This window comes from Pseudotabrizicola sp. (assembly GCF_030684215.1).
Lineage (GTDB): Bacteria > Pseudomonadota > Alphaproteobacteria > Rhodobacterales > Rhodobacteraceae > Pseudotabrizicola.
On the sequence record NZ_JAUXOV010000024.1, the window covers coordinates 14556 to 38432 of the forward strand.

At 61.1% G+C, this 23877-nt stretch carries 20 protein-coding genes; 12 read left to right on the plus strand and 8 right to left on the minus strand.

Annotated elements, in window-relative coordinates; all coding sequences use genetic code 11:
- Positions 1 to 41: 41 nt before the first annotated feature.
- Positions 42 to 923, minus strand: a complete 882-nt coding sequence (locus tag Q8K08_RS03020) for a LysR family transcriptional regulator (RefSeq protein ID WP_304798000.1) — start codon at positions 921 to 923, stop codon at positions 42 to 44.
- A 133-nt stretch (positions 924 to 1056) separates the two neighbouring features.
- The gene (gene ade, locus Q8K08_RS03025) at positions 1057 to 2769 is read right to left on the minus strand and encodes an adenine deaminase (RefSeq protein WP_305249173.1); all 1713 of its coding nucleotides are present in this window, start codon (positions 2767 to 2769) and stop codon (positions 1057 to 1059) included.
- Between the two features lie 117 nt (positions 2770 to 2886).
- On the opposite strand from ade, the gene Q8K08_RS03030 reads away from it, so the two are divergent.
- Positions 2887 to 3807: a DMT family transporter gene (locus Q8K08_RS03030; RefSeq protein ID WP_305249268.1), complete on the plus strand. Its 921-nt coding sequence runs from the start codon at positions 2887 to 2889 to the stop codon at positions 3805 to 3807.
- 40 nt (positions 3808 to 3847) lie between these two features.
- Here the strand turns inward: Q8K08_RS03030 and Q8K08_RS03035 are convergent, their stop codons facing one another.
- The 4 genes from Q8K08_RS03035 to Q8K08_RS03050 form a co-directional block, all read right to left on the minus strand.
- Complete coding sequence (locus tag Q8K08_RS03035; RefSeq protein ID WP_304797421.1) at positions 3848 to 4456, minus strand: nucleoside triphosphate hydrolase; 609 nt, start codon at positions 4454 to 4456, stop codon at positions 3848 to 3850.
- Positions 4453 to 5229 carry an ATP-binding cassette domain-containing protein gene (locus Q8K08_RS03040; RefSeq protein WP_304797419.1) on the minus strand — a complete coding sequence of 259 codons (777 nt, stop codon included), beginning with the start codon at positions 5227 to 5229 and terminating at the stop codon, positions 4453 to 4455. Before Q8K08_RS03040 ends, Q8K08_RS03035 begins: the two co-directional genes overlap by 4 nt.
- On the minus strand, positions 5229 to 6302 hold the full coding sequence (locus tag Q8K08_RS03045; protein WP_304797417.1) for an ABC transporter permease: 1074 nt from the start codon (positions 6300 to 6302) through the stop codon (positions 5229 to 5231). The genes Q8K08_RS03040 and Q8K08_RS03045 overlap by 1 nt, the downstream gene beginning before the upstream one ends.
- A gap of 134 nt (positions 6303 to 6436) precedes the next feature.
- Positions 6437 to 7438 carry a sugar ABC transporter substrate-binding protein gene (locus Q8K08_RS03050; RefSeq protein WP_370870501.1) on the minus strand — a complete coding sequence of 334 codons (1002 nt, stop codon included), beginning with the start codon at positions 7436 to 7438 and terminating at the stop codon, positions 6437 to 6439.
- A 226-nt stretch (positions 7439 to 7664) separates the two neighbouring features.
- Here Q8K08_RS03050 and Q8K08_RS03055 point away from each other — a divergent pair, with 226 nt between their 5' ends.
- The 10 genes from Q8K08_RS03055 (at position 7665) to Q8K08_RS03100 (ending at position 18996) form a co-directional block, all read left to right on the plus strand.
- Complete coding sequence (locus Q8K08_RS03055; protein WP_304798354.1) at positions 7665 to 8099, plus strand: RbsD/FucU family protein; 435 nt, start codon at positions 7665 to 7667, stop codon at positions 8097 to 8099.
- Complete coding sequence (locus tag Q8K08_RS03060) at positions 8096 to 9340, plus strand: ROK family transcriptional regulator (RefSeq protein ID WP_305249174.1); 1245 nt, start codon at positions 8096 to 8098, stop codon at positions 9338 to 9340. The genes Q8K08_RS03055 and Q8K08_RS03060 overlap by 4 nt, the downstream gene beginning before the upstream one ends.
- Before the next feature lie 157 nt (positions 9341 to 9497).
- On the plus strand, positions 9498 to 12362 hold the full coding sequence (locus Q8K08_RS03065) for a monovalent cation/H+ antiporter subunit A (protein WP_305249175.1): 2865 nt from the start codon (positions 9498 to 9500) through the stop codon (positions 12360 to 12362).
- Entirely contained in the window at positions 12362 to 12715 is a 354-nt protein-coding gene (locus tag Q8K08_RS03070) for a Na+/H+ antiporter subunit C (protein WP_304798345.1), read from the plus strand. The genes Q8K08_RS03065 and Q8K08_RS03070 overlap by 1 nt, the downstream gene beginning before the upstream one ends.
- Positions 12715 to 14226, plus strand: a complete 1512-nt coding sequence (locus Q8K08_RS03075) for a monovalent cation/H+ antiporter subunit D (protein ID WP_305249270.1) — start codon at positions 12715 to 12717, stop codon at positions 14224 to 14226. Before Q8K08_RS03070 ends, Q8K08_RS03075 begins: the two co-directional genes overlap by 1 nt.
- A gap of 1 nt (position 14227) precedes the next feature.
- A complete protein-coding gene (locus Q8K08_RS03080) occupies positions 14228 to 14719 on the plus strand; it encodes a Na+/H+ antiporter subunit E (RefSeq protein WP_304798343.1) in 492 nt (163 codons plus the stop codon).
- The gene (locus Q8K08_RS03085) at positions 14719 to 14988 is read left to right on the plus strand and encodes a K+/H+ antiporter subunit F (protein ID WP_305249271.1); all 270 of its coding nucleotides are present in this window, start codon (positions 14719 to 14721) and stop codon (positions 14986 to 14988) included. Before Q8K08_RS03080 ends, Q8K08_RS03085 begins: the two co-directional genes overlap by 1 nt.
- A gap of 5 nt (positions 14989 to 14993) precedes the next feature.
- Positions 14994 to 15392 (plus strand): Na+/H+ antiporter subunit G, encoded by a 399-nt coding sequence (locus tag Q8K08_RS03090; RefSeq protein WP_305249176.1) that lies wholly within the window; start codon positions 14994 to 14996, stop codon positions 15390 to 15392.
- Positions 15393 to 15489: 97 nt separating this feature from the next.
- Complete coding sequence (gene deoC / locus Q8K08_RS03095) at positions 15490 to 16488, plus strand: deoxyribose-phosphate aldolase (RefSeq protein ID WP_370654112.1); 999 nt, start codon at positions 15490 to 15492, stop codon at positions 16486 to 16488.
- A 195-nt stretch (positions 16489 to 16683) separates the two neighbouring features.
- Positions 16684 to 18996: an aldehyde dehydrogenase family protein gene (locus Q8K08_RS03100; RefSeq protein ID WP_305249272.1), complete on the plus strand. Its 2313-nt coding sequence runs from the start codon at positions 16684 to 16686 to the stop codon at positions 18994 to 18996.
- Positions 18997 to 19008: 12 nt separating this feature from the next.
- Here the strand turns inward: Q8K08_RS03100 and Q8K08_RS03105 are convergent, their stop codons facing one another.
- The gene (locus Q8K08_RS03105) at positions 19009 to 19563 is read right to left on the minus strand and encodes a YqgE/AlgH family protein (protein ID WP_305249273.1); all 555 of its coding nucleotides are present in this window, start codon (positions 19561 to 19563) and stop codon (positions 19009 to 19011) included.
- Between the two features lie 130 nt (positions 19564 to 19693).
- On the opposite strand from Q8K08_RS03105, the gene Q8K08_RS03110 reads away from it, so the two are divergent.
- Positions 19694 to 20494 (plus strand): protein-disulfide reductase DsbD domain-containing protein, encoded by an 801-nt coding sequence (locus Q8K08_RS03110; RefSeq protein ID WP_305249177.1) that lies wholly within the window; start codon positions 19694 to 19696, stop codon positions 20492 to 20494.
- 17 nt (positions 20495 to 20511) lie between these two features.
- Here Q8K08_RS03110 and Q8K08_RS03115 read toward each other — a convergent pair whose 3' ends face one another.
- Complete coding sequence (locus Q8K08_RS03115) at positions 20512 to 23874, minus strand: efflux RND transporter permease subunit (protein ID WP_304798334.1); 3363 nt, start codon at positions 23872 to 23874, stop codon at positions 20512 to 20514.
- Between the last annotated feature and the right edge of the window lie 3 nt (positions 23875 to 23877).

Genomic DNA, 23877 nt, shown 5'->3' on the forward strand with positions numbered 1-23877 from the left:
AATTCAATATCAACTTCCCGTCAAACGATAGGACAAAACTATCATACCGAAAGACGACGTGCTTCCTCCATCAGCGCGACGATCAATGGTGTCGGCGGATCACGCCGCGCCGCGATCAACCCGACCAGATGCTCTGCCTCCGGCTCTATGATCGGCACCGCACGCACAGCACCGGACATCGCAAAAAGATCGGCCAATGCCTTGGGCAGAATTGAAACCCATTGCCCCGACACCACATGTGCCATCAGCGCGATGGTCGAATTGGCCTCCACCGCCGGCTCCGCCCTTACGCCCGCCTCGGCCAGGTGCTGGTTCACAATCCGCCGGTTCTGCATATCCCCGGTCAACAGGCACAGCGGCAAACCGGAAAGTTCAGCCCATCGCACCTGCGACCGGTCAGCCATCGCAGTCCCCGGCGCACAGACAAGCCGGTAGAACTCGGCGTAGAGCGGCAAGCTCAGCACCCGCCCCAGCGGCTCATTGTCCAGATAGGTAATCCCCGCATCCAGATCCAGCCGCTCGATTCCGGTCAGAATCTCTGCACTGGTGCGCGACAAAATGGTGACTGACACGTTCGGATGGCGCCGGGTCAAAGGTGTGGTCAGCTGGGCCACCATCGGCAATGCTGTGGGAATGACCCCAATCCGCAGGTTCCCCGCCAAACCCTTCTTCACCGACCGCATCTCATCGCGCAAGCCCCGCGCCTCGGCCACAATTCCCTGAGCCCGATCCAACACCCGCTGCCCCTCGGGCGTCAACCCCTGAAACCGCGAGCCGCGAAACACCAGTTGCACCCCCAGATGCTCCTCCAGCTGCTTGATCGCTGCTGAAAGCGACGGCTGGGTCACGCCACACATCTCCGCCGCACGCCCGAAATGCCGCGCCCGCGCCAAAGCAATGAACATCTCCAGCTTGTCAATCATGCGCAGGCCCTCGGCTTGCTGCTTGCGAAATACTCCCGCCGGAGGCCCCGGCCAGCCTCAGGCACACCGCGGGACGAACAGGCGCGGCCGAGCGGGGGCTCGATGCCCCCCGAGGCCGCTCCGGCCCGACAGGTCACGGTATCACCTCGAACCGGTCCACATCCACCATCCCCATATCCGTGATCTTCAGATGCGGAATGACCGGCAGACACAGGAATGCCAGCTGCAGGAACGGCTCTTCAAGCTCTACCCCCAATCCCTTTGCCGCCGCGCGCAAACCGATCAATGCATCGCGCACCGCCTCAAACGGCTCAAGACTCATCAGCCCCGCCACCGGCAGAGCCAGTTCCGCCAGCACCTGACCGCCCTCGACCACCACAAACCCACCCTCGATCTCGCCCAGCCGGTTGGCCGCCAGCGCCATATCCGTGTAATCGGCCCCCACCACAGCGATGTTGTGATGGTCATGGCACACGGTTGACGCAATCGCCCCCCGCTTCAAGCCAAAGCCCTTCACAAAGCCGGTGGCCATATTGCCATTCACCCCATGCCGCTCGATCACGGCAATCTTGACCAGATCCCGGTCTATATCCGGGCGCTTGTCGCCGTCTTCAGGCGCGATCCCGAACGTCAGATGCTCGGTGATGATCTTGCCGGGCAGAATGCCAATCACCGGCGTCTCGACCCGGTTTCCGCCTGTGCGGAAATCAGCAGGCGCAACCTGACGCGCCTTGACCGAGGCGCGCGCCACCGGCGCGACGGTGGCGCGCGCCGCAAAAGCCGCCGGATCGGCCACCACCCCCCCGGCCAGCACCAGCGATGCGTGGCAGCCTTCTAGCGTATCAATCACTGCGATATCCGCGCGCTTTCCCGGCGCGATCAATCCGCGATCCTTCAGACCGAAGGCTTCTGCCGCCGACAGCGACGCCGCGCGGTACACCGCCAGCGGTGGGCAGCCCAAACCGATCAGCGTGCGGATCATATAATCCAGATGGCCATGCTCGGCGATGTCCAGCGGGTTGCGGTCGTCGGTACAAAGGCACAGATAGGGTGCGTGACGTTCAGTCAGCAAGGGCGCCAGCGCGTGCAGGTCCTTTGAAACTGACCCCTCACGGATCAAAACCCGCATCCCTTTGCGCAGTTTTTCCAAGCCTTCTTCAGCGGTCGTCGCCTCATGTTCGGTCCGTATCCCTGCGCTGATGTATCCGTTCAGGTCATGCCCGCGCAAAAGCGGCGCATGGCCGTCAATATGTCGCCCCTGCCAAGCCTCCAGCTTTGCAATGCAGCCCGCGTCCTGCATCAGAACGCCGGGGAAGTTCATGAATTCAGCAAGTCCGATCCCGCGTGGGTGGTCGATCAGTGGCAACAGATCCGCCGCCTCCAGCCGGGCACCAGCGGTTTCCATATGGGTCGATGGCACACAAGATGACAGTTGCACCCGAATATCCATCAGGCAGTGCAAAGACGCCTCAAGGAAATACGCGATGCCCTTGATCCCGCAGACATTTGCAATCTCATGTGGATCACAGATCGCCGTTGTCACACCGCGCGGGGCAACGCAGCGGTCAAATTCAAACGGGGTGACCAGGGACGACTCGATATGCAAATGCGTGTCGATGAACCCCGGCACCAGTATTCTGCCCGACACATCAATCTCTCGCCGCCCGGTGTAATCTCCGAACACACCCACAATGGTATCGCCGCAGATGGCCACATCCGACCGCACCAATTCCCCGGTGATCAGGTCAAACACCTGTCCACCTTTGAGAACCAGATCGGCAGGCTCGCCCCCCCGTCCTTGGGCAATACGGGCGGCGAGCGGGGCTTTGGGGGCGATGTGTGGCATGGGCGACTCCTTTCGTGCCAGCAAAGCAGAGCCGGGCGGAACAGGAAAGCCGCGATTGTGGCCAGAACAATCGCACCCCTTGCGGCCCTGCTTCAGACCAGCCACGATAGCACCATCATGAACCCGTTGCGTGGCATTGCCCTTAAACTGATTTCGGTCCTACTGTTCATCACGATGTCGGCGATGATCAAGGCCACGTCGGCCCATGTTCCGCCGGGCGAAGCGGTTTTTTTCCGCTCGTTCTTTGCCATTCCGGTCATTCTGATCTGGTTGACATGGCGGCGCGAGCTGTCAACGGGACTGCGCACCCGCAACCCGTTCGGGCATTTCTGGCGTGGCCTGATGGGAACCACATCCATGGGGCTTGGTTTTGCAGCGCTTGCTTATCTGCCGCTGCCCGAAGTGACGGCCATCGGCTACACCGCACCGCTGCTGACCGTAATCTTTGCCGCAATGTTTCTGGGCGAAGAGGTGCGTGCCTTTCGCATCACCTGCGTTGTGCTTGGCATGGTCGGCGTGCTGATTGTCGTCTCACCGCGCCTGAGTGTGCTGGGCGGCGGCGCCAACCACGCAGAGGCGCTTGGCGCGATGATGATACTGAGCAGTGCGGTCTTTGCGGCGCTGGCACAGGTGTTCGTGCGCAAACTGGTGCAGGCCGAACAGACCGCCACAATTGTCTTTTGGTTTTCCGTCACCGCAACGCTTTTGTCACTGCTCACCCTGCCCTATGGCTGGGTGTGGCCAACCCGAACCGAGGCAGCCCTTCTGGTGACCGCCGGATTGATCGGCGGCTTGGGGCAGATTTTCCTGACCTCATCTTACCGCAGCGCCGATGCGTCAGTCGTGGCCCCCTTTGACTATGCCTCAATGCTATTTGCCCTTCTGTTCGGCTGGTTCTTCTTTGACGAAGTGCCTACCGCCACCATGCTGGCGGGGGCTGCGCTGGTGATCACTGCGGGCGTGCTGATCATCTGGCGCGAGCGCAAACTGGGGATCGAGCGTGCGAAACAACGCAAGGCGATGCCGCCGGGGTCATGAAAGAGAGCCGCACGTCTGCGGCCAGCGCTGCAACGGGGGGCTAATGCCAGTCTATCCTGACATCAGCAGGGCGGGAGAGCGCGATGGTGCGGCGGATGTTGGGCATATCGTTGCCGTCGATCCAGTCGCGCGCCTGCGCAGGGGTTTTGCCATGATGCGCCCAGCGCTGCATCAGGCGGCGGTCAAGTTCTGCCTCGGGCACGTCGATCCAGACTGTCAGGTCAAAGGCACCACCCAGCGCCGCCCATGGCCCGTCATTCAGCAACAGATAATTGCCCTCCACCAACAGAAAGCGGTCGTCGGGCAACACCACATCCGCCGCCGCACGTGACAGCTCCATCTGGCGGTCAAAGACCGGGATGGCAACTTCGGCCTCATCACGCAGACGACGGATCAAGCTGACGAAACCAGCCACATCAAAGGTCTCTGGCGCGCCTTTGCGCGCGCGCAGACCACGCGCCGTCAGGACGGCATCATCATAGTGGAACCCATCCATCGGAACGACGCGGGCACCGGGGCCAATGGCCGCCACAACGGCGTCGGCAAATGTCGATTTCCCTGCGCCCGGCGGTCCGGCAAGGGCGGTCAAAAACCGCCCCTGCCCTTGGGCGCGTTGCCTGATCAGATCGGCAAGCCCTGCCGGAGTCATGCTTGCTCAGCCATGCCTTCGGGCAGTTTCGCCCCTGTCATGAAGGCCACCGCGTCCGACATCGAGTAATCGCCGGGCTTGATCACGCACAGACGCTTGCCCAAACGGTGGATGTGGATGCGGTCAGCCACTTCGAACACATGCGGCATGTTGTGGCTGATCAGAATGATCGGGATCCCACGGCTGCGCACATCGCGGATCAGCTCCAGCACGCGCCGGGATTCCTTTACTCCCAGTGCCGCAGTGGGCTCGTCGAGGATCACCACCTTTGACCCAAAGGCTGCCGCTCGAGCCACGGCCACCCCCTGACGCTGGCCACCCGACAGGGTTTCCACCGCCTGATTGATATTCTGGATCGTCATCAGACCCAGCTCGTTGAGCTTTTCGCGGGCGAATTTCTCCATCCGCGGACGGTCGAGCTTGCGAAACACCGATCCAAGGATCCCCGGTGTGCGCAATTCGCGCCCCATGAACATGTTGTCGGCAATCGACAGGGCGGGCGACATCGCAAGAGTCTGATAGACCGTCTCGATCCCCGCCGCCCGTGCCTCGATCGGTGAGGCAAACTTGATCACCTTACCCTCTAGCGTGATCTCGCCCTCATCGGGGATGACCGCGCCTGACACTGCCTTGATCAGCGTCGATTTACCCGCGCCGTTATCGCCGATCACTGCCAGAATTTCGCCGGGGTAAAGTTCGAAGTCGCAATGGTCGAGGGCGGTAACCTTGCCGTAGCGTTTGACAAGGTTAGTACCTTTCAGAAGCGGTTCCATCAGCTTGCCACCTTTCTGATCCACTGGTCCACGGCGACCGCAAAGATGATCAGCACGCCGATAAGGAAGAACGTCCATTGCGGGTCGGTGCCAACAAGGCGCAGGCCCATTTCAAACACGCCGACGATCAGGGCGCCGAAGAACATGCCCACGATGGACCCACGGCCACCGAACAGCGAGATACCCCCGATCACCACAGCCGTGATTGACTGGATATTGCCCAACTGCCCGGTGGATGCGGTGGGCGACACCGAACCGAATCGTCCGATCATCACCCAGCCGGCAATGGCGCAAAAGAAGCCTGCCAGCGCGTAGACCTGGATCAGCACCTTGGCCGTCGGTACACCTGCCAGTTCGGCCGCCTGCGGATCATCACCCGTGGCATAAACATGCCTGCCCCAAGCGGTGTTGCGCAAAATCCATGCCATGACGGCGACCAGCGCGATCATCAGGAACACGGCATACAGAACCTTAATCCCGCCCGGCTGGATCGACCTGCCCCAGAATTGTAACGCCGGGGCCTGCGCCGCGATATCGGAAGATCGTATCGTCTCATTCGCCGAGAAGATAAAATTCGATGCCAGCAGGATCTGCCACGTGCCAAGCGTCGCGATAAAGGGCGGCAGTTTCATCTTGGCGATCAAGAAGCCGTTAACCGCCCCCATCCCGGTGCCAAGAACCAAACCGATCAGAATGGCCAGTTCCGCCGGAAGGCCAAAGCGAAAGGTGATCTGACCCATCAGCACCGAAGAAAACACCGCAATCGCGCCAACCGAGAGGTCAATGCCCGCAGTCAGGATCACAATGGTCTGCGCGCAGCCCAGGATTCCGACGATGGCGATCTGTTGCAAGATCACCGACAGCGTTCCGGCCTTGAAAAAGTTCTCGGACAGCAAACCAAACACGATCAACGCCAGCACCAGCACGATCATCGGCACAGCCGAAGGCGTCTGGTGCAGCCAGTGCTGCAGCTTTTTCAACGCACTTTTTTCTTCGTGAAACTCGGCCACTTTATCTGAAGCGCCTTTAAGCCCCTCTTCAAAACTGGACGATGTTTTTGTATCTGATGACATATTATCCCTCCCCCGGCACAACGGTCGCTGCTGTGCTATGGCCATGATAAGGGCGGCGCGATGGCCGCCCTTGAACGTTAGTTTGAGGTCAAGAAACTCCGCAAATCAACTGCGGTGTTTCACCGATGCGGGGATCAGCCCCAGCACAGTTCCATTCCCTTTGTGGTGTCGATCGAGTCGACGCCATCAACCGGGTTGTCGGTGATCAGGGCGACGCCCGTATCAAAGAACGCTTTGCCTTCGGTCGGGGCAGGCTTGGTGCCGTCTGCCGCAAACTGCGCAATCGCCTCAACACCCAGCGCCGCCATTTGCAGCGGGTACTGCTGCGAGGTCGCGCCGATTACGCCTTCCTTAACGTCTTTGACGCCGGGGCAGCCCCCGTCAACCGAAACGATCAGCACACCTTCTTTGCCAGCCGCTTTCAGCGCCTCGAAGGCACCGGCAGCCGATGGTTCGTTGATGGTGTAGACCACGTTGATATCGGGGTCTTTGGCCAGCAGTGCCTCCATGGCCTTCAGGCCGCCTTCTTCGTTGCCAGCTGTGACTTCGTTGCCAACGATGCGTGGATCGGTCTCGTCGCCCCATTTGTTCGGGTCGGCCAGATCAATGCCCATGCCCTGCAGGAAGCCCTGATCGCGCATAACGTCAACCGACGGCTGGCTGATGGCAAGGTCAAGAAGTGCGATCTTGGCATTGGCGGCTTCGGCGCCCAGCGTGGCGTTTGCCCACTGACCGATCAGCAGACCAGCCTGAAAGTTGTCGGTCGCAAAGGTCGCATCTGCGGCGTCAATCGGGTCAAGCGGAGTGTCGAGTGCGATAACCAGAACGCCAGCGTCGCGGGCAGCCTTGACCGAGTCGACAATTGCTTTGGTGTCCGATGCGGCGATCAGGATGCCCTTGGCACCATCGGCCACACAGGCCTCAACCGCTGCAACCTGGCTTTCATGGTCGCCATCAATGCGACCAGCGTAGGATTTGAGCGTCACACCCAGTTCCGCAGCCTTGGCTTCAGCGCCTTCTTTCATCTTCACGAAGAACGGGTTGGTGTCGGTCTTTGTGATCAGGCAAGCGCTGGTTTGCGCCGAGGCAGTTGTTGCCATCAGCACAAGTGCAGCCGAGCCCAAAAGGGCTTTCATCGAAAGTTTCATGCGGTTCCTCCCAAGGATATCAGGGGCTTATACCCCTGCTGCAAGTTTGTTGCGCAGCCGATCCTCCTGCTGCGGTATCCCTACAAAACCCGATTCGGGGTCTTGCGTCAATATAAATAAATAAGAGTGATTTAATATTGACAGACCGAAGGAATCTTCGTCAACCTAAGACCGGGAGGATGCGTCTGGCAAAGCGCCGGGCGCAACAGGAACAATGCTGATTGGAATACCACCCATTCTGGGGCCAGATCTTCTGGCCACACTGCGCGCCATGGGACATGGCGATGAAATTGCCATTGTCGATGGCAATTACCCTGCGCAAGACCACGCACGCCGTCTGATCCGTGCCGATGGTCATGGACTGCTGCCGCTGCTGGGCGCGATCCTGACCGTCTTGCCGCTGGATGATGATGCGCCCTTTGCCATTTGTCGCGCCAGCCTGTTCAACAACCCGGAACAGGCCGGACCATTTCACCATGAGATAGAGGCGCTGTGCGGGCGGTTGAAACCGGGATATGCCGTGCAGGCGCTGGATGGTGCAGCGCTGTATCCGCGCATAAGAATGGCGCATACCATCGTTGCCAGCAGCGAAATGGCGCTCTATGCGAACATCATTCTGCGTAAAGGCGTGATCAGGGAAAACAGATGACCTCTCTTAGCGATGCCTCAGTTTCGACCGACCGCACGCCAAGCGAAGATCCGGTGCTGCGCGGCACCAACCAATCGGGGATGCGTGCGCAGAATGAACGGCTTGTGCTGACGCTGGTGCGCCAGCACGGAGCGCTTGCAAAATCCGACATCGCCCGGATGACGGGTCTCTCGGCGCAAACCGTATCGGTGATCATGCGGGCGCTGGAACAAGACGGGCTTTTGGAACGCGGCACGCCGCAGCGCGGCCGCATCGGCCAGCCGTCGATTCCCATGTCGCTGGCAGCCGAGGGCGCGTTGTTTTTCGGGCTCAAGATCGGGCGGAGGTCGGCTGATCTGATGCTGGTGGATTTTCTGGGCCGGGTTATGCGGCTGGAACGGCAAGTTTATCGCTACCCTACTCCGGGGGCGGTGGTTGATTTTGTCGCGTCCAGCCTGCCCCGTCTGATCGCGGATCTACCCGAACACCTGCGCGGGCGCATTGGCGGGCTTGGGGTGGCGATGCCGTTTCAGTTGTGGAACTGGGTTCAATCCATCGGCGCACCGCAATCGGAGATGGACGCGTGGCAACACCGCGATATTCAGGCCGAGCTGGCCGCGCTGTCTGGTCTTCCGGTGTTTGTGCAAAATGATGCCACCGCCGCCTGCGGGGCAGAATTGGTGTTTGGCACGGGCGAGCGGCCCAAGGATTTTCTGTATTTCTATTTCGGCACCTTTATCGGCGGTGGTCTGGTGCTGAACGGTCAGCTTTTCACCGGGCGCAGCGGAAACGCGGCGGGTGTTGGCCCTATCCCGGTACCCGGCCCAGACGGCCAGACCCGGAGATTGCTGGATGTGGCATCGATGTCGGCACTGGCAACCGCGATGGAGGCGGCGGGCGAGTCGTCTGATCACCTGTGGGCACAGCATGAGGAATGGCGGGTCAGCCCGGCCGTGCTGGACGCCTGGCTTGACGGCGCGGCGCATGGCCTGGCCCATGCCATCCTGTCTGCGGCGGCGCTCATCGAGTTGGAAGCGGTGCTGATTGACGGTTGGATGCCGAAAGCGATCCGGGCTGCGCTGACAACCCGCACACATGATGCCCTGCACGCGTTGGATCTGGCCGGAATCGATGCGCCCGCGATCCGTCAGGGCACCGTCGGGGCCAATGCCCGAGTGCTTGGGGCAGCGGCAATCCCCCTGTCGCATCGCTATTTGATCGACCAGAATGCGCCGAACCGCGACACCTGGTCGCGTTTTTGACCTAGAACAAGGCCTGAGACGACGAAAACGCTTTCCGTCGTCGGTTGTCGGCCCTAAAGGTCTTGAAATTGTTTTTGTGAGGTCTTTGATCGGCAAAAACCCGCCGCGACGATAACGACGCAAAAACGCCACGCCACGACGAGGGAACGCCCGTTTCATGTCACTCGCCCTGATTGCTGCGCTGCCTTTTCTTGGTGCGCTTCTCCCCGGCCTTATGATCCGCGCAGGCAAAAATGCCTGTGCCATTGTGACAGGCTCTGTCACCGCGCTCGCCCTGTTGCTTCTGGGCCTGAACGCCCCTGCAGTTTTGCGCGGCGAGGTGGTGCAGACCCGGATCGAGTGGATCCCTTCACTGGGGCTGAACGCCAATTTCTTTCTTGACGGTCTGGGGTTGTTGTTCGCGGGCCTGATCCTTGGGATCGGGCTGCTGATCATTCTTTACGCGCGCTTCTACCTCGCGAAATCTGATCCGATGGGGCAGTTCTACACTTACCTCATGCTGTTTCAGGGCGCGATGGTGGGCATTGTTCTGTCCGACAACATCCTGCTTTTGCTGGTGTTCTGGGAACTGACCTCGCTGTCGTCGTTCCTGCTGATCGGCTATTGGAAGCACCTGCCCGAAGGGCGCCAAGGTGCGCGGATGGCGCTGACCGTCACTGGCGGTGGCGGACTTGCGATGATCGCGGGCATGTTGATTTTGGGCAATATCGTTGGCAGCTATGACCTGTCGGTGATTTTGGAGAACAAAGAAGCGATTCAGGCGTCCGACTGGTATCTGCCCGCGCTGATCCTGATTTTGCTGGGCGCGTTCACCAAATCGGCGCAGTTCCCGTTCCACTTCTGGCTGCCGCATGCCATGGCCGCACCCACCCCGGTTTCGGCCTATCTGCATTCGGCCACCATGGTGAAGGCCGGGCTGTTCCTGATGGCCCGCATGTGGCCGGTTCTGGCAGGCACGCCGGAATGGTTTTATATTGTCGCCACCACCGGGTTGGTGACCATGGTTATGGCCGCCAAAATTGCGCTGTTCAAGGATGACCTGAAGGGCCTGCTGGCATTTTCAACAGTGTCGCATCTGGGCCTGATCACCATGCTTCTGGGCTTTGGCACGGTCGAAGCGGCAACGGTGGCGGTTTTCCACATCATCAACCACGCCACATTCAAAGCCGCCCTTTTCATGTCTGCGGGCATTGTGGACCACGAGGCGCACACCCGCGACCTGAAACGCCTTGGCGGCCTGCGCACGCTGATGCCGATTACCTTTACCATCGTCACCATCGCCTCATTGTCGATGGCGGGTATCCCGCCGCTGAACGGGTTCCTGTCCAAGGAACTGACGCTGGAGGAAGCAGCCCACACCGCATGGATGGCAAACCCTTGGCTGCTTGGCGTGTTGGCCACGATCGGGGCGCTGTTCTCGGTTGCCTACAGCTTCCGCTTCATCGCGCATGGCTTCCTTGGCCCTGTGCGTGACGATTACCCAAGCAAACCCCATGACCCCGGCTTTGGTCTTTGGGCCGCCCCTGCCCTGCTGGCCGGGTTGGTGGTCGTGATCGGCCTGTTTCCGATGCTGACCGCCGCTTGGCTTGTCAACGCGGCGGCGGGCGCGGTCACCGGGCAAGAGATTGCGGTGAAAATCAGCCATTGGCACGGGCTGTATGCCCCGGCGCTGTGGATGTCTTTGGCTGCCATCGGCGGTGGCCTGCTGCTGCTGGGGATGCACCCGCGCCTGATGGCGATGTGGCTTGCCACCCCCCGCCCCGAGGCCAAGCGGATCTTTGATGGCATCATCGAGCCCTTTGCCGCTTTTGCATCCCGCCTCTCGAATGCACTGCATGATGGCGCGCTGACCCGCTATATCGCGATTGGCACGCTGGCGATTGCGGGCGCGGCCTATTACGCCTTTGACACGGGAACTCATGCGATCGGTACCCGTGAGCTGATGGCAATTCACCCGGTTCCGGCGCTTGGCTGGCTGTCGCTGATACTGGCCACACTGGCCATCGTGATCTATCACCGCCAGCGCCTTCTGACGCTGGTTCTGGTGGGGATTATCGGGTTGATGGTGTCGGTCGGCTTTGCCTATTTCTCGGCCCCTGACCTTGCGTTGACCCAGATTTCGGTCGAGGTGGCGACCATTATCCTCATGCTTCTGGCGCTGAACTTCCTGCCAAAGGCGACCCCGGTGGAAAGCACCAGCCTGCGCCGGACATGGGACGCGGCCATTGCTGTCATTGCGGGCGTCGGCGTGGCCGCTCTGGCTTATGCGCTGATGATCCGCGACCCGGCCTTCACACCGATTTCAGAATTCCACATCGCAAATTCTAAATCCGGCGGCGGCGGCACCAATATCGTGAACGTCATTCTGGTGGATTTCCGGGGTTATGACACCTTTGGCGAAATCATCGTGCTGGGCATCGCTGCCTTGGTGATCTTTGCCCTGACCGAAGCCTTGCTGCGCGCAGGCCCCGCCAATGACCGGCTGCTGGCATGGCGGCCAGATCAGCGCCGTGCGGGCGACCGCCACCCGATGATGCTGGTGGTTGCCACGCGGCTGATGCTGCCGATTGCGCTTTTGGTGGGGGTCTTCATCTTTCTGCGCGGTCACAATGAACCCGGTGGTGGCTTCATCGCTGGCCTGATCGTCGCTATCGCGCTCGTCATGCAATACATGGCCTCGGGTTTTGCCTGGACAGCGGCGCGGCAAAAGGTTGACTACCACGCGCTGGTCGCATCGGGCGTGCTGATCGCGGCCGCCACAGGCATCGGTGCATGGTTCAACGGCATGCCCTTCCTTACCTCGGCATTCGGGTATGTGACCATCTGGCCGCTGGAGGAATTTGAACTGGCCACGGCGCTTTTGTTCGACATCGGCGTGTTCCTGACCGTTGTGGGCGCGGTGATGCTGGCGCTGGCCTCACTGTCGCGGATCGGCCTGCGGGCAGGCGAAACCGTGAACGTGCAGCCCTTTGACATCGACCCGTCCGAAGGCCGCACCCTTAACTCCGAGGAGGCCCGCTGATGGAGGCTCTTGTCGCATCCGCCATTGGCGCGCTTACCGCAGCGGGCATTTATCTTATGCTGCGCCAGCGTACATTCCCCGTGATCATCGGGCTGACCCTGCTGACCTATGCCGTGAACGTGTTTTTGTTCACTTCGGGCCGTCTGGCAACGGGTCTGCCCGGCATTTATTCCTCCAACGCCGCGGGCTATTCAGACCCGCTGCCACAGGCACTGGTGCTGACGGCCATCGTGATTTCCTTCGGTATGACGGCAGTGATCGTGATGATGGCGCTGGGGGCGTTTCTTGAAGCTGGCCATGACAAGGTTGACATGAACGACGAAGACACTCCGGTTGAAGGTGGCCAGAAATGATGAGCCACTGGATCACCGTTCCGGTCCTTCTGCCTGCCGTCATCGGCGCGGCAATGGTGCTGATGATGCGCAATGATCTGTTGTTGCAGCGCGTCTTTTCGCTGGCTTCGGTTTTGGGTCTGCTGGCTGTCAGCGTGACCTTGCTGGTGGTTGCCAGCCATGAACCACCAGAGGTTTACCAACTGGGCGACTGGCCCGCACCCTTTGGCATCATGCTGGTGCTGGACCGGCTGTCGGCGCTGATGATCACACTGACAGCGGTGCTTGCGGTTGCCGTGCTGCTTTATACAATCGGTTCGGGATGGGACAATCGCGGGCGTCATTTCCACGCCTTGTTCCAGTTTCAGCTGATGGGCATTTGCGGTGCCTTCCTGACCGGAGACGCCTTCAACCTGTTCGTGTTCTTCGAGATCCTGCTGATCGCCTCATACGGGTTGATGATCCACGCGGGCGGCAAGGACCGTTTGCGCGCAGGCGTTCAGTATGTGGCCTTCAACCTTGTCGGATCGTCCCTGTTCCTGTTTGCGCTGGCGGCGATCTATTCGATAACCGGCACGCTGAACATTGCCGATCTAGCGGTCAAGTCAGCCGAGCTGTCGCAAGGCGACGCCGCCCTGTTCCGGGTGGCCGCGGTCATGCTGATGATGGTTTTCGCCATCAAGGGCGCATTGGTGCCGCTGCAATTCTGGCTGCCGGGCACCTATTCCAACGCCCCCGGCCCGGTCGCTGCGCTGTTTGCGGTGATGACAAAGATCGGTGCCTATTCGGTGATCCGCTTTGGCGTGATCGTGCTGCCGCCGACCCATCCGATCACGGGCACCCTGATTGCCGATCTGATGCTGCCCGCAGCCCTTGTGACTCTGATCATTGGCGCGCTTGGCATTCTTGGCGCGACCACGCTGTCGCGGCTGGCAGCCTTTGCCGCGGTGGCCTCGATGGGCACTGCCTTTATCGCCATCGCGGCCTTTACACCTGCGGCAACGGCGGCAGCACTTTACTACATGGTACACTCAACGCTTGCGGGGGCGGCGCTGTTTCTGATCGTCGATCTGGTGGCTCACCGCCGAGCACATGATGGTTTGCGCCAGTCATTGCCACCGATCGCACAGGCGGGTCTGATCTCGGGCCTGTTCATGGTGTCTGCCATTGCCACTGCGGGCATGCCGCCCTTGTCGGGCTTTATCGGCAAACTTCTGGTGCTTGATGCGCTGCGTGATCAGGCCGCTTTGGTCTGGTCGGTCATCCTCGCCACCTCGCTGATGACCATTCTGGGCTTTGCCCGTGCAGGGTCTACCTTGTTCTGGAAGGCCCATGCTTCTGCCCCCGACGGCGATGCGCCCGGCCATCCCGCTCAGGTGCTGGCCTTTGTCGCAGTCGGCGCTTTGCTGGCAGGGCTTGCCGTACTGACCGTCTTTGCCGGGCCAGTGATCACCTGGATGGAGGCGACTGCCGCCAGCCTGTATGATCCGTCTGCCTATATTGCCGCCAATCAACTGCCCGAGGTGAAGTAAGATGCTGCGCCGCCTCTTTCCCCACCCGCTGCTGTCGCTTTTGCTGGTCGTGTCCTGGCTCTTGCTGGTCAACCAGTTCAAGATCGGCAGCCTTGTGATGGCCGTTATCCTTGCGATCATCATCCCAAAACTGACCGCCCCCTATTGGCCCAACCGCCCACCTCTGAAACATATTCCGGCCTTTGCCGCCTACGTGCTTCTGGTGATCTGGGATATCGTTCTGGCCAACATTCAGGTGGCGCGGATCGTACTGTTCATGCGCAACGAAAACATCCGTTCGGGCTGGCTGGCGGTGCCAATTGACCTGAAAAGCCCGGAGGCCATCACCATTCTGGCAGGCACCATCACCATGACCCCCGGCACTGTCACCTCTGACATGTCGTCTTGTGGCCGGGTGCTGTTGGTCCACGCGCTGCATGCGCCTGATCCTGCCTCGGTGATCCACGACATCAAGACCCGATATGAGGCCCGCCTGAAAAGGATATTCGAATGATCCTGAATTACGCTCTCGATTTCGCCTTCCTCTGCTTTGGCCTTGGACTGGCGATGAACCTGTACCGCGTGTTCCGCGCCCCCGGCGTGACCGACCGCATCCTTGCGCTTGATACCATGGTCATCAATGTGCTGACGCTGATCGTGCTTTACGGCATGCGGACAGGATCTGGCGTCAACTTTGAAGCCGCGTTGCTGTTCGCGATGACAGGCTTTGTCTCGACCGTGGCTTATTGCAAATTCGTCCTGCGCGGCGACATCATCGAGTGAATGGTATGGACCAGATCTTTGAATACATCCTCGCGGCCCTGCTTGTGATCGGGGGCATTTTTGCAATCGTTGGCAGTTTTGGCCTGCTGAAACTGCCCACTATGATGCAGCGCCTACATGCCCCCACCAAGGCCACCACCTTGGGTGTCGGCTCTGCGCTGATCGCGTCGATGCTGTATTTCTGGTTCTATGAGAACAAAGTCAGCTGGCACGAGCTGATGATCACGCTGTTTCTGTTTCTGACAGCCCCGATCACCGCCAACTTTATTGCCAAGGCGCAGCTGCACCGCGCAACTGACAAGTCAGACCTGCCCCCGACAGGTGTCGGCACCGAATGGGCCACCTTTGATCCCGAAGTCAGCAGTGTGAACCCGGATTTGCTGCACGACCGCGACCCCGGCTGATTTCTGACCAAAGGGTCAAATATCTCCAGCGTCAGGCTTGCCCGGTGACGGCACCCGTGGCACATTGCCCGCAACCCATTGCAGCAAAGGGCTTGCCGTGACCGCGCTTACCCCAGACGTGCCCACCACAACCACCCAGCTTGTTCACCTCGCCCACGAGCGCAACCCCGGCATGGCGCTTGATCTGGATTGGGTGGCATCGGTGCAGGCCAATACGTCCGCCATCGAACGCCGCGCAGCCAGCCTTGGCGGCAGACGATCGGTCAAAAAGGATTATCAGGCGGCCTGGCTGTTGAAAGCCGTCAGCCTGATCGACCTGACCACCCTGTCGGGCGATGACACACCGGGCCGCGTGCAACGCCTGTGCGCCAAGGCGCGCCAGCCGGTACGGGCTCAAACCCTACATGCTTTGGGGTTGGACGGGCTGACCGTCGGCGCGGTCTGCGTCTATCATGACATGGTCGAAACAGCGGTCCGCGCACTTGAAGGCACCACGATCCCCGTCGCCGCCGTCTCCACCGGCTTTCCGGCAGGCCTGTCGCCGTGGCACCTGCGCGTGCAGGAAATCCGCGAAAGCGTGGCAGCGGGCGCACGCGAAATCGACATCGTGATCTCGCGCCGCCATGTGCTGACCCAAAACTGGCAGGCGCTCTATGACGAGATGCGCGAGATGCGCGACGCCTGCGGTGAGGCGCACGTCAAAGCCATTCTCGCCACAGGTGAGCTTGGCACTCTACGCAACGTCGCGCGAGCGTCGCTGATCTGCATGATGGCGGGGGCCGATTTCATCAAGACCTCGACCGGCAAGGAAGGCGTGAACGCCACCCTGCCCGTCAGCCTGACCATGATCCGCTGCATCCGCGATTATCAGGACCGGACCGGCATCAAGGTCGGCTACAAACCGGCAGGCGGCATTGCCAAGGCCAAGGACGCGCTGCTGTATCTGGCACTGATGAAAGATGAACTCGGCCACCCCTGGCTGCAACCAGACCTGTTTCGCTTTGGTGCCTCCAGTCTGTTGGGCGATATCGAGCGCCAGTTGGAGCACCACCTGACCGGCCACTACTCTGCCGCCAACCGCCATGCGATGGGCTAAGAATGGCCAGCCTTGCACCATCCCTGTCGTCGCATTTGAGTATTTTTGCCAAGATGAAATCCCGGCGCATTCATCTTGGCAAAAACACTCCCGCGCGGAGCGCGCAGGGTCGGGCCGGGTGATCCCGTCTGGCCGTCGTGAGATGATTACTGAAAGGACCAGACCGTGAGTTCTGTGCGCGAGATTTTCGACACCATGTCCTATGGCCCTGCCCCCGAAGCCAATGCCGAAGCGCTTGACTGGCTAGCGCGGAACGATCAGCGGTTCGGCCATTTTATCAATGGCGCGTTCACACCGCCTGACACCTTGTTTGACACGCTGAACCCAGCCACCGGCAAGCTGCTGGCGCAGATCAGCCTAGGGTCGGCGGCCAGTGTGGATGGCGCCGTCGAGGCCGCCCGCCGGGCGCAACCGAAATGGGCGCGGCTTTCCGGCCATCAGCGGGCGCGGTATCTGTATGCCCTTGCACGGCTGGTGCAAAAGCATGCCCGTCTGCTGGCTGTGTTGGAGACGATGGACAATGGCAAGCCGATCCGCGAGAGCCGCGATATCGACCTGCCGCTGGTGGCGCGACATTTCTACTATCATGCTGGCCTTGCGCAACTGGCGCCGGTGGAACTGCCGGGCACCGAGCCCTTGGGGGTTTGCGCTGCGGTGATCCCTTGGAATTTCCCGCTGTTGATGCTGGCGTGGAAAGTGGCCCCGGCCTTGGCTGCGGGCAATACGGTTGTGCTCAAGCCCGCCGAATACACTCCGCTGACCGCGCTTTTGTTCGCAGAGATCAGCCATGAGGCAGGCCTGCCACCTGGCGTGTTGAACATTGTCACCGGCGATGGCGACACCGGGGCGGCGCTTGTTGCGCATCCCGGCGTTGACAAGATCGCCTTCACTGGCTCCACCGCTGTTGGCAAGGCGATCCGCAAAGCGACCGCAGGCACCGGCAAGGCGCTGACCTTGGAACTGGGCGGCAAATCGCCCTATATCGTGTTCGATGACGCCGACATCGACTCGGCGGTCGAAGGGCTGGCCGATGCAATCTGGTTCAACGGCGGGCAGGTCTGCTGTGCAGGCAGCCGCCTTTTGGTTCAGGAAGGCGTAGCCGAGCGGTTCCATGCCAAGCTGAAGCGCCGGATGGACGGCCTGCGCATCGGCGACCCATTGGACAAGTGCATTGATGTGGGCGCTGTGGTTGACCCGGTTCAGCTTGACGCGATCACCCAGCTGGTCAACGCGTCAGCTGGCGACAAATACGTGGCTGATACACCCCTTCCGCAGGGGTGTTTCTATCCGCCGACACTGATAACCGGGTTGTCGGCTGCGTCGACCCTGATGCAGGAAGAAATTTTTGGCCCGGTGCTGGTCAGCATGACCTTTCGAACCCCTGCCGAGGCGGTCGAACTGGCCAACAACACCCGCTACGGGCTGGCGGCAACGGTCTGGACCGAGAACGTGAACCTTGCCCTTGATATCGCGCCCAAGCTGCGTGCCGGTGTGGTCTGGGTGAACGGCACCAATATGTTCGATGCCGCCGCCGGGTTTGGCGGCGTGCGCGAATCGGGTTTTGGTCGTGAGGGCGGATGGGAGGGCTTGCTTGCCTATCTGCGCCCCTCGGGGAAATCCAGCAAGATCAAGCCCATCCCTACCACTCCCGCGCCAAAGGAGGCCGGCGTTGTTGGGCTGGACCGCACCGCCAAGCTGTTCATCGGCGGCAAGCAGGCCCGGCCTGATGGCGGCTATTCCAAGCCGGTTTACAGCCCCAAGGGCACGCTGCTGGGCCATGTCGGCATTGGCAACCGTAAGGACATCCGCAACGCGGTCGAGGCGGCACATGCGGCCAAAGGCTGGGGCCGGACCACAGCGCACAACCGCGCGCAAATCCTGTTCTACATCGCCGAAAATATGTCGGCCCGCGCGGATGAGTTTGCGGCCCGCCTGAAAGCCCAGACCGGCAAGGACGGACGCGCCGAGGTTGAGGCCGCGATCGCCCGGTTGTTCACCTATGCCGCTTGGGCTGATAAGTTTGACGGTGCGGTGAAATCGGTGCCGATCCGGGGCGTGGCGCTGGCGATGAACGAACCTTGCGGCGTGATTGCAGCGCTCTGCCCGGATGAGGCCCCGCTTCTGGGCCTGATCTCGACCATGGCACCTGCTATTGCGATGGGCAATACCTGCGTTCTGGTGCCAAGTGAGCCGTTCCCGCTGTCGGCTACCGATTTTTATCAGGTGTTGGACACTTCTGACCTGCCTGCCGGTGTGGTGAACATCGTCACCGGCGCGCATGCCGATCTGGCCAAACCGCTTGCCGGGCATATGGATATCGATGCGGTCTGGAGCTTTTCTTCCTCGCCCGTGTCAGAGATCATAGAGGCAGAATCGGCCAGCAACCTGAAACGCACATGGGTCAACCATGGTCGCGCTCGCGACTGGTTTGCCCCGGACTCCGAGGGCCGGGCCTTTTTGCGGCAGGCGACCGAGGTGAAAACGGTCTGGGTGCCGTATGGCGAGTAGGGGCAGAATCCCCTAGGCGCGGCCCGCTGTCGCTGACAAGGTCAGCGGGTCGATCCCAAGCGTTTTCAATGCCTTGACCCATTTCGTCCCATCGTCGACAGAAAACACAAGATCGGCAGGCGCATCTGCCAAAAGCCAGTCATTGCGCAGAATCTCATCCTCTAACTGCCCCGGCCCCCAGCCTGAATAGCCCAGTGCCAGCAGCGCAGCTTGCGGGCCGTCGCCTATGGCCAAGGCTTCCAGAATATCCAGCGTTGCGGTCATCATATAGCCGCCGGGCACGCTCATGGTGGAGGGACCGTGCGGGTAGTCCGTCGAGTGCAGCACAAAGCCGCGACCACGCTCGACCGGGCCACCGAAATGCACGCGAATGTCACGTCCCTCGGGTGAGCGGGAAATATCCAGACGGTCCAGCAATCCGGAAAAATTCAGATCCGAGGTGGGTTTGTTTACGATCAGACCCATCGCCCCATCGCCTGAATGGGCACAAATCAGGATCACGCTGCGGTCAAAGCGCGGGTCACCCATGCCGGGCATCGCAATCAATAATTTGCCGCCAAGCTCCATTCCTGCCGCTCCGAACTGTGCCTTTGCGTCAACATGGCGCTGATGCAGCTCTGCCTCAAGTCCCAAGTGCTACATCCGCTTCCCGTCTTTGTGACTTCCCATTCGGACGCCACTGCTTATCTTCCGTTCCATGATACGCGCCATTGCCCTTTGTCTCGCCCTTGCCCCCGCCGCCGCCACTATTGCGCATGCGCAAACTGATGTGGTGCGGGGAGAGTTCCGTTCCGGCTGGCAAACCGCGTCGGGCACCCATATGGCGGCGCTGCATTTGCAGCTTGCCCCGAATTGGAAGACCTATTGGCGCGCGCCGGGTGATGCGGGCATTCCGCCGCATTTTGACTGGACCGGATCTGAAAATGTCGGGTCGGTCCGGTTCCACTGGCCCGCGCCCGATGTGTTCCGCACCAATGGCATGAAGACGGTCGGCTATCACGATCAACTGGTCTTGCCGATCGAGGTCACGCCCAGAGACCCGCGCAAGCCTGTGCGGCTGATGGCGTCGATTGATCTGGGGGTGTGCAAGGATATCTGCGTGCCTGCCACGCTGTTGCTGGGCACTGCGCTGCCCGCGCCGGGTCGCAATGACAACACCATCAATGCGGCGCTGAAGGCCCGCCCTTCAACCGGAACCGAAGCGGGACTGACGCGCATCAGCTGCACGCTGGAACCGATCCGCGACGGCATGCGCATCACAGCCCGCATGGAGTTGCCCGCACAGGGCCGAGATGAGGTGGTGATTTTCGAATCCGGCATCTCAGACGTTTGGGTATCGGAATCGCAGGTACGCCGGGACGGACGTAAGCTGACCGCAGTGGCCGACATGGTGCCACCCTCGGGCCGTCCGTTTGCACTGAACCGCAGCGAAGTTGTTCTGACCGTCATCGGCGGCAATGGCCGCGCGGTTGAGGTCAAGGGCTGCCCCGCAGACTGAACTGCCCGCTCGCTGGGTCAGCGACGGCGCGGGGTCCAGCAAGCGATCCAGTAGGCGGCAAGCGTCACCACCCCCGCCCCCAGTGCAAAGACCCCAAACGCCACGCTGCGCGACAGTGCAGGCAGGCCGGGCATTACGCCCTCAACCCACGGTGCCAGCACCGCCGGGGCCAGCGTCACCGCGAACAGCGCCAGCAGCACACCAGCGGACGCCAGCAACACCAGACGCGGCCCGCGCCGGGTGCCACGCGACAACGCGCGGAACCGCTTGCCGATATCGGCCTGCACCGCCATCAGCGCAGGCACCATCACCAGCACAAGCAGCATGCCAAACGCCAGCCCGTAAACCAGCGTGATCACCGTGGGCTTCAAAAACTCGGCTTGTGAGCTGCGCTCGAACAACAGCGGCGACAGGCCGAACACGGTGGTCATCGTGGTAAGCAGGACGGCGCGGAAGCGATCTGCCACGCCGTCGATGATCGCCGGAATCAACCCGCGTTTTTCGGCATATTCATCAATGGTCGAGACCAGAACAATGGAATCGTTGATGATAATGCCCGACATGCCGATCAGACCCACAATCGAGAACATCGACAGCGGCACGCCCCAGTGGAAATGCCCCCACATTGCGCCGATCAGGCCAAAGGGGATCACCGACATCACCACCAACGGACGGGTCCAGCTTGCGAAAATCCACGCAAGACACAGGTATATCCCCAAAAGGCACAGAATAACTGCCGTTCCCGCATCGCCCAGAAACTCATTTTGCTGCTGCACCAACCCACCCTGACGGCTTTCAATGCCGAACTGCTCCTCAATCTCGGGCAAGATCGTCTCACGGATGGTGGCCTGAATTTCCGCTGCGCGGGCCGGGTTATCTTCGGCCAGATCGCCCGAAACCGAGACAATCCGCAAGCCGTTCTCACGCCTGATGGTCGAGAACCCGGCCCGCTGCTCTACCGTCACGATATCGGCTAGCGGCACGTAACTGCCCGCGCGGGTCCGCATCAGTGTAGCATCCAGAAAGTCGGCTGTCAGTTCGCGGGGCGGCAGTTCCAGACGGATCGACGCCGAACGCGGACCATCGGGATATGTGGCGGCTTCGATCCCGTTCAGCCGGTCGCGCAACGTACGACCCAGATCGTCAATCGCAAAGCCAAGCGACTGGCCAAGCGGGGTCAGGTTCAAGATCAGTTCTTCTTTGTCATAGGCCAGAGAATCTTCCAGCGCCGAGACTTCCGAGTAGATTGCCAGCCGCGCCTTCAACGCTTCGGCGGCGGCCTTCAGGCCCGCGGCCTCTGCGCCGTAAAGGTCAATCGCCAACGCATCGCCACCCGGCCCAAAGCGCCCGCCCCGGAAAGACAACTCCTCCATCAACGGATGGCCACGCACTTCATCTTGCAAGGCCGAGACAAAGACATTGCTGGAATAGGGCCGCGCATCGGGGTTGATCAGCTCTATAGAGATACTGCCCAGCTGATCAGCATCCTTGCCCTCTGCACTGGCCAAGCCCCGCCCGCCCGATCCGCCGATCTCGGCCATGGCGAAGGTTATCGGGTTCACGCCATGCTCGGCCTCAAAACGCGCGCCCACCGCCTCGGCCGCGCGCTGCACTTCGCGCATCAGTTCCAGCGTGTCGCTACGATCAGCCCCCGGCAGCATCGAGAAATTGCCGGTAACCGACGCCTGTTCCGGCGCGTTGAAAAACCGGAACGGCAAATCGCCCCGGATAAACAGCGCGGCCGAGGCTGCAAACAGTGCAACCGACGCCGCCAGCACGGGATAACGCGCCACAATCAACAATCGCATCAGGGGTTTGACAGCATTCTCACCAAACCAGACCATACCACGGTTCACCTGACGTGACGGCCAGTCATACCACTTTTCCTGCCGCGCCTTGGCGATGGCATGGGCCATGTGGTTGGGCAAAATCAGAAAACACTCGACCAGTGACGCGATCAGCACCGCAATCACCGTGAACGGAATGTCGCGGATCATCCCGCCAAAGCGCCCGCCAATCGCCACCAGACCAAAGAACGCAATTACCGTCGTCAGGGTCGAGGCGATAACCGGCTGCGCCATGCGCATCGCCCCGCGCTCTGCCGCCACCACAGGGTCTTCGCCCAAGGTGCGGCCCCGGAAATCGGCATGCTCGCCGACCACGATGGCATCATCCACCACAATCCCCAGCATGATGATCAACGCAAACAACGAGATCATGTTCAGCGTCAGCCCTGCGGCATACATGACCGCCACGGCCGCCAGCATCGCCACCGGTATCCCCGCCGCAACCCAAAGCGCCGTGCGGGCATTGAGAAACAGGAACAACAGCAAAACCACCAGAGCCAGACCGCTGAGAGCGTTGTCCAGCAGCAGATACAGCCGGTCGGTTATCTGCTCTGCCCGCGCGCGAACCAGATCAACCGTTACCCCCGGTGGCAAGGAAAGTTGCATCTCGGCAGCGACATCCGCTACCCCGGCCTGCATCCGGATCGCGTCACCTTCGGCGTTGCGGTCGACACGCACGGTCATCGCCGGGTTTGCGCCCACAAAACTAGCGCGCCCTGAATCGGCTCCGACAGCGCTTATCGTGGCGATATCGCCCACCGTCAGCTTGGTCCCATCGGGCAGGCTGCGCAAAACCACGCCCGCGATTTCAGACGCACTGCGCCGCTCTGTCCCGGTCCGCACCCGTGCCGATCCGTCGCCCACATTGCCTGCCGGATTGGTCTGCACCGCCGCCCCAATTGCCGTGGCGATCTCGCGCATGGTGATATCATGCTGGATCAGCGCAACCGAGGGCACCTCGACAACCGTCTGCGGATTGGCCATGCCGCGAATGGTGGTGCGTGTCACGCCGATCTGAAACAATCGGCCCACAAATTCATCGGCAAAGCGTGCCAGCTGATCCACCCCCACCGGGCCGGTGATCACCACATCTGTCACCTGATCGCGCCACTGGCTGCGGGTGATGCGCGGCTCTTCGGCCTCGGACGGCAGGTTGTTTACCGAGTTTACCGCCGTTTGCACATCTTCGGCGGCTTGGGTCAGATCGGTCCCCGGTTCAAACTCCAGCACAATGCGCCCAGAGCCTTCGCCCGCGCGCGATACCGCATTTGTCACCCCGTCCACCGCCAGAAGCGCAGGTTCTAGTACCTGCACGATGGCGCGGTCCACATCTTCGGCCCCTGCCCCACTCCATGCGACAGAGACCTGAACCTCGGCCACGATCACATCGGGGAAATACTGCGCACGGATGCGGGTTGATGCCACCAGCCCCGCCACGATCAGCAACACAAACAAAAGGTTGGCAAGCGTCCGGTGCCGGGTGAAATAGGAAATCAAGCCGCCTGCCCGACCCGGAGTGCTCTGCAAAGCCATGCC

What these genes read in the sequence shown, in the direction of transcription:
- Q8K08_RS03040 (WP_304797419.1), bottom strand. Translation starts at nt 5,229, where the DNA reads ATGGAACCGCTTCTGAAAGGTACTAACCTTGTCAAACGCTACGGCAAG.
- Q8K08_RS03020 (WP_304798000.1), bottom strand. Translation starts at nt 923, where the DNA reads ATGATTGACAAGCTGGAGATGTTCATTGCTTTGGCGCGGGCGCGGCAT.
- Q8K08_RS03110 (WP_305249177.1), top strand. Translation starts at nt 19,694, where the DNA reads ATGATACGCGCCATTGCCCTTTGTCTCGCCCTTGCCCCCGCCGCCGCC.
- Q8K08_RS03030 (WP_305249268.1), top strand. Translation starts at nt 2,887, where the DNA reads ATGAACCCGTTGCGTGGCATTGCCCTTAAACTGATTTCGGTCCTACTG.
- Q8K08_RS03105 (WP_305249273.1), bottom strand. Translation starts at nt 19,563, where the DNA reads ATGGAGCTTGGCGGCAAATTATTGATTGCGATGCCCGGCATGGGTGAC.
- Q8K08_RS03115 (WP_304798334.1), bottom strand. Translation starts at nt 23,874, where the DNA reads ATGGCTTTGCAGAGCACTCCGGGTCGGGCAGGCGGCTTGATTTCCTAT.
- Q8K08_RS03045 (WP_304797417.1), bottom strand. Translation starts at nt 6,302, where the DNA reads ATGTCATCAGATACAAAAACATCGTCCAGTTTTGAAGAGGGGCTTAAA.
- Q8K08_RS03075 (WP_305249270.1), top strand. Translation starts at nt 12,715, where the DNA reads ATGAGCCACTGGATCACCGTTCCGGTCCTTCTGCCTGCCGTCATCGGC.
- Q8K08_RS03080 (WP_304798343.1), top strand. Translation starts at nt 14,228, where the DNA reads ATGCTGCGCCGCCTCTTTCCCCACCCGCTGCTGTCGCTTTTGCTGGTC.
- Q8K08_RS03070 (WP_304798345.1), top strand. Translation starts at nt 12,362, where the DNA reads ATGGAGGCTCTTGTCGCATCCGCCATTGGCGCGCTTACCGCAGCGGGC.
- ade (WP_305249173.1), bottom strand. Translation starts at nt 2,769, where the DNA reads ATGCCACACATCGCCCCCAAAGCCCCGCTCGCCGCCCGTATTGCCCAA.
- Q8K08_RS03065 (WP_305249175.1), top strand. Translation starts at nt 9,498, where the DNA reads ATGTCACTCGCCCTGATTGCTGCGCTGCCTTTTCTTGGTGCGCTTCTC.
- Q8K08_RS03100 (WP_305249272.1), top strand. Translation starts at nt 16,684, where the DNA reads ATGTCCTATGGCCCTGCCCCCGAAGCCAATGCCGAAGCGCTTGACTGG.
- Q8K08_RS03060 (WP_305249174.1), top strand. Translation starts at nt 8,096, where the DNA reads ATGACCTCTCTTAGCGATGCCTCAGTTTCGACCGACCGCACGCCAAGC.
- Q8K08_RS03035 (WP_304797421.1), bottom strand. Translation starts at nt 4,456, where the DNA reads ATGACTCCGGCAGGGCTTGCCGATCTGATCAGGCAACGCGCCCAAGGG.
- Q8K08_RS03090 (WP_305249176.1), top strand. Translation starts at nt 14,994, where the DNA reads ATGGACCAGATCTTTGAATACATCCTCGCGGCCCTGCTTGTGATCGGG.
- Q8K08_RS03055 (WP_304798354.1), top strand. Translation starts at nt 7,665, where the DNA reads ATGCTGATTGGAATACCACCCATTCTGGGGCCAGATCTTCTGGCCACA.
- Q8K08_RS03050 (WP_370870501.1), bottom strand. Translation starts at nt 7,438, where the DNA reads ATGAAAGCCCTTTTGGGCTCGGCTGCACTTGTGCTGATGGCAACAACT.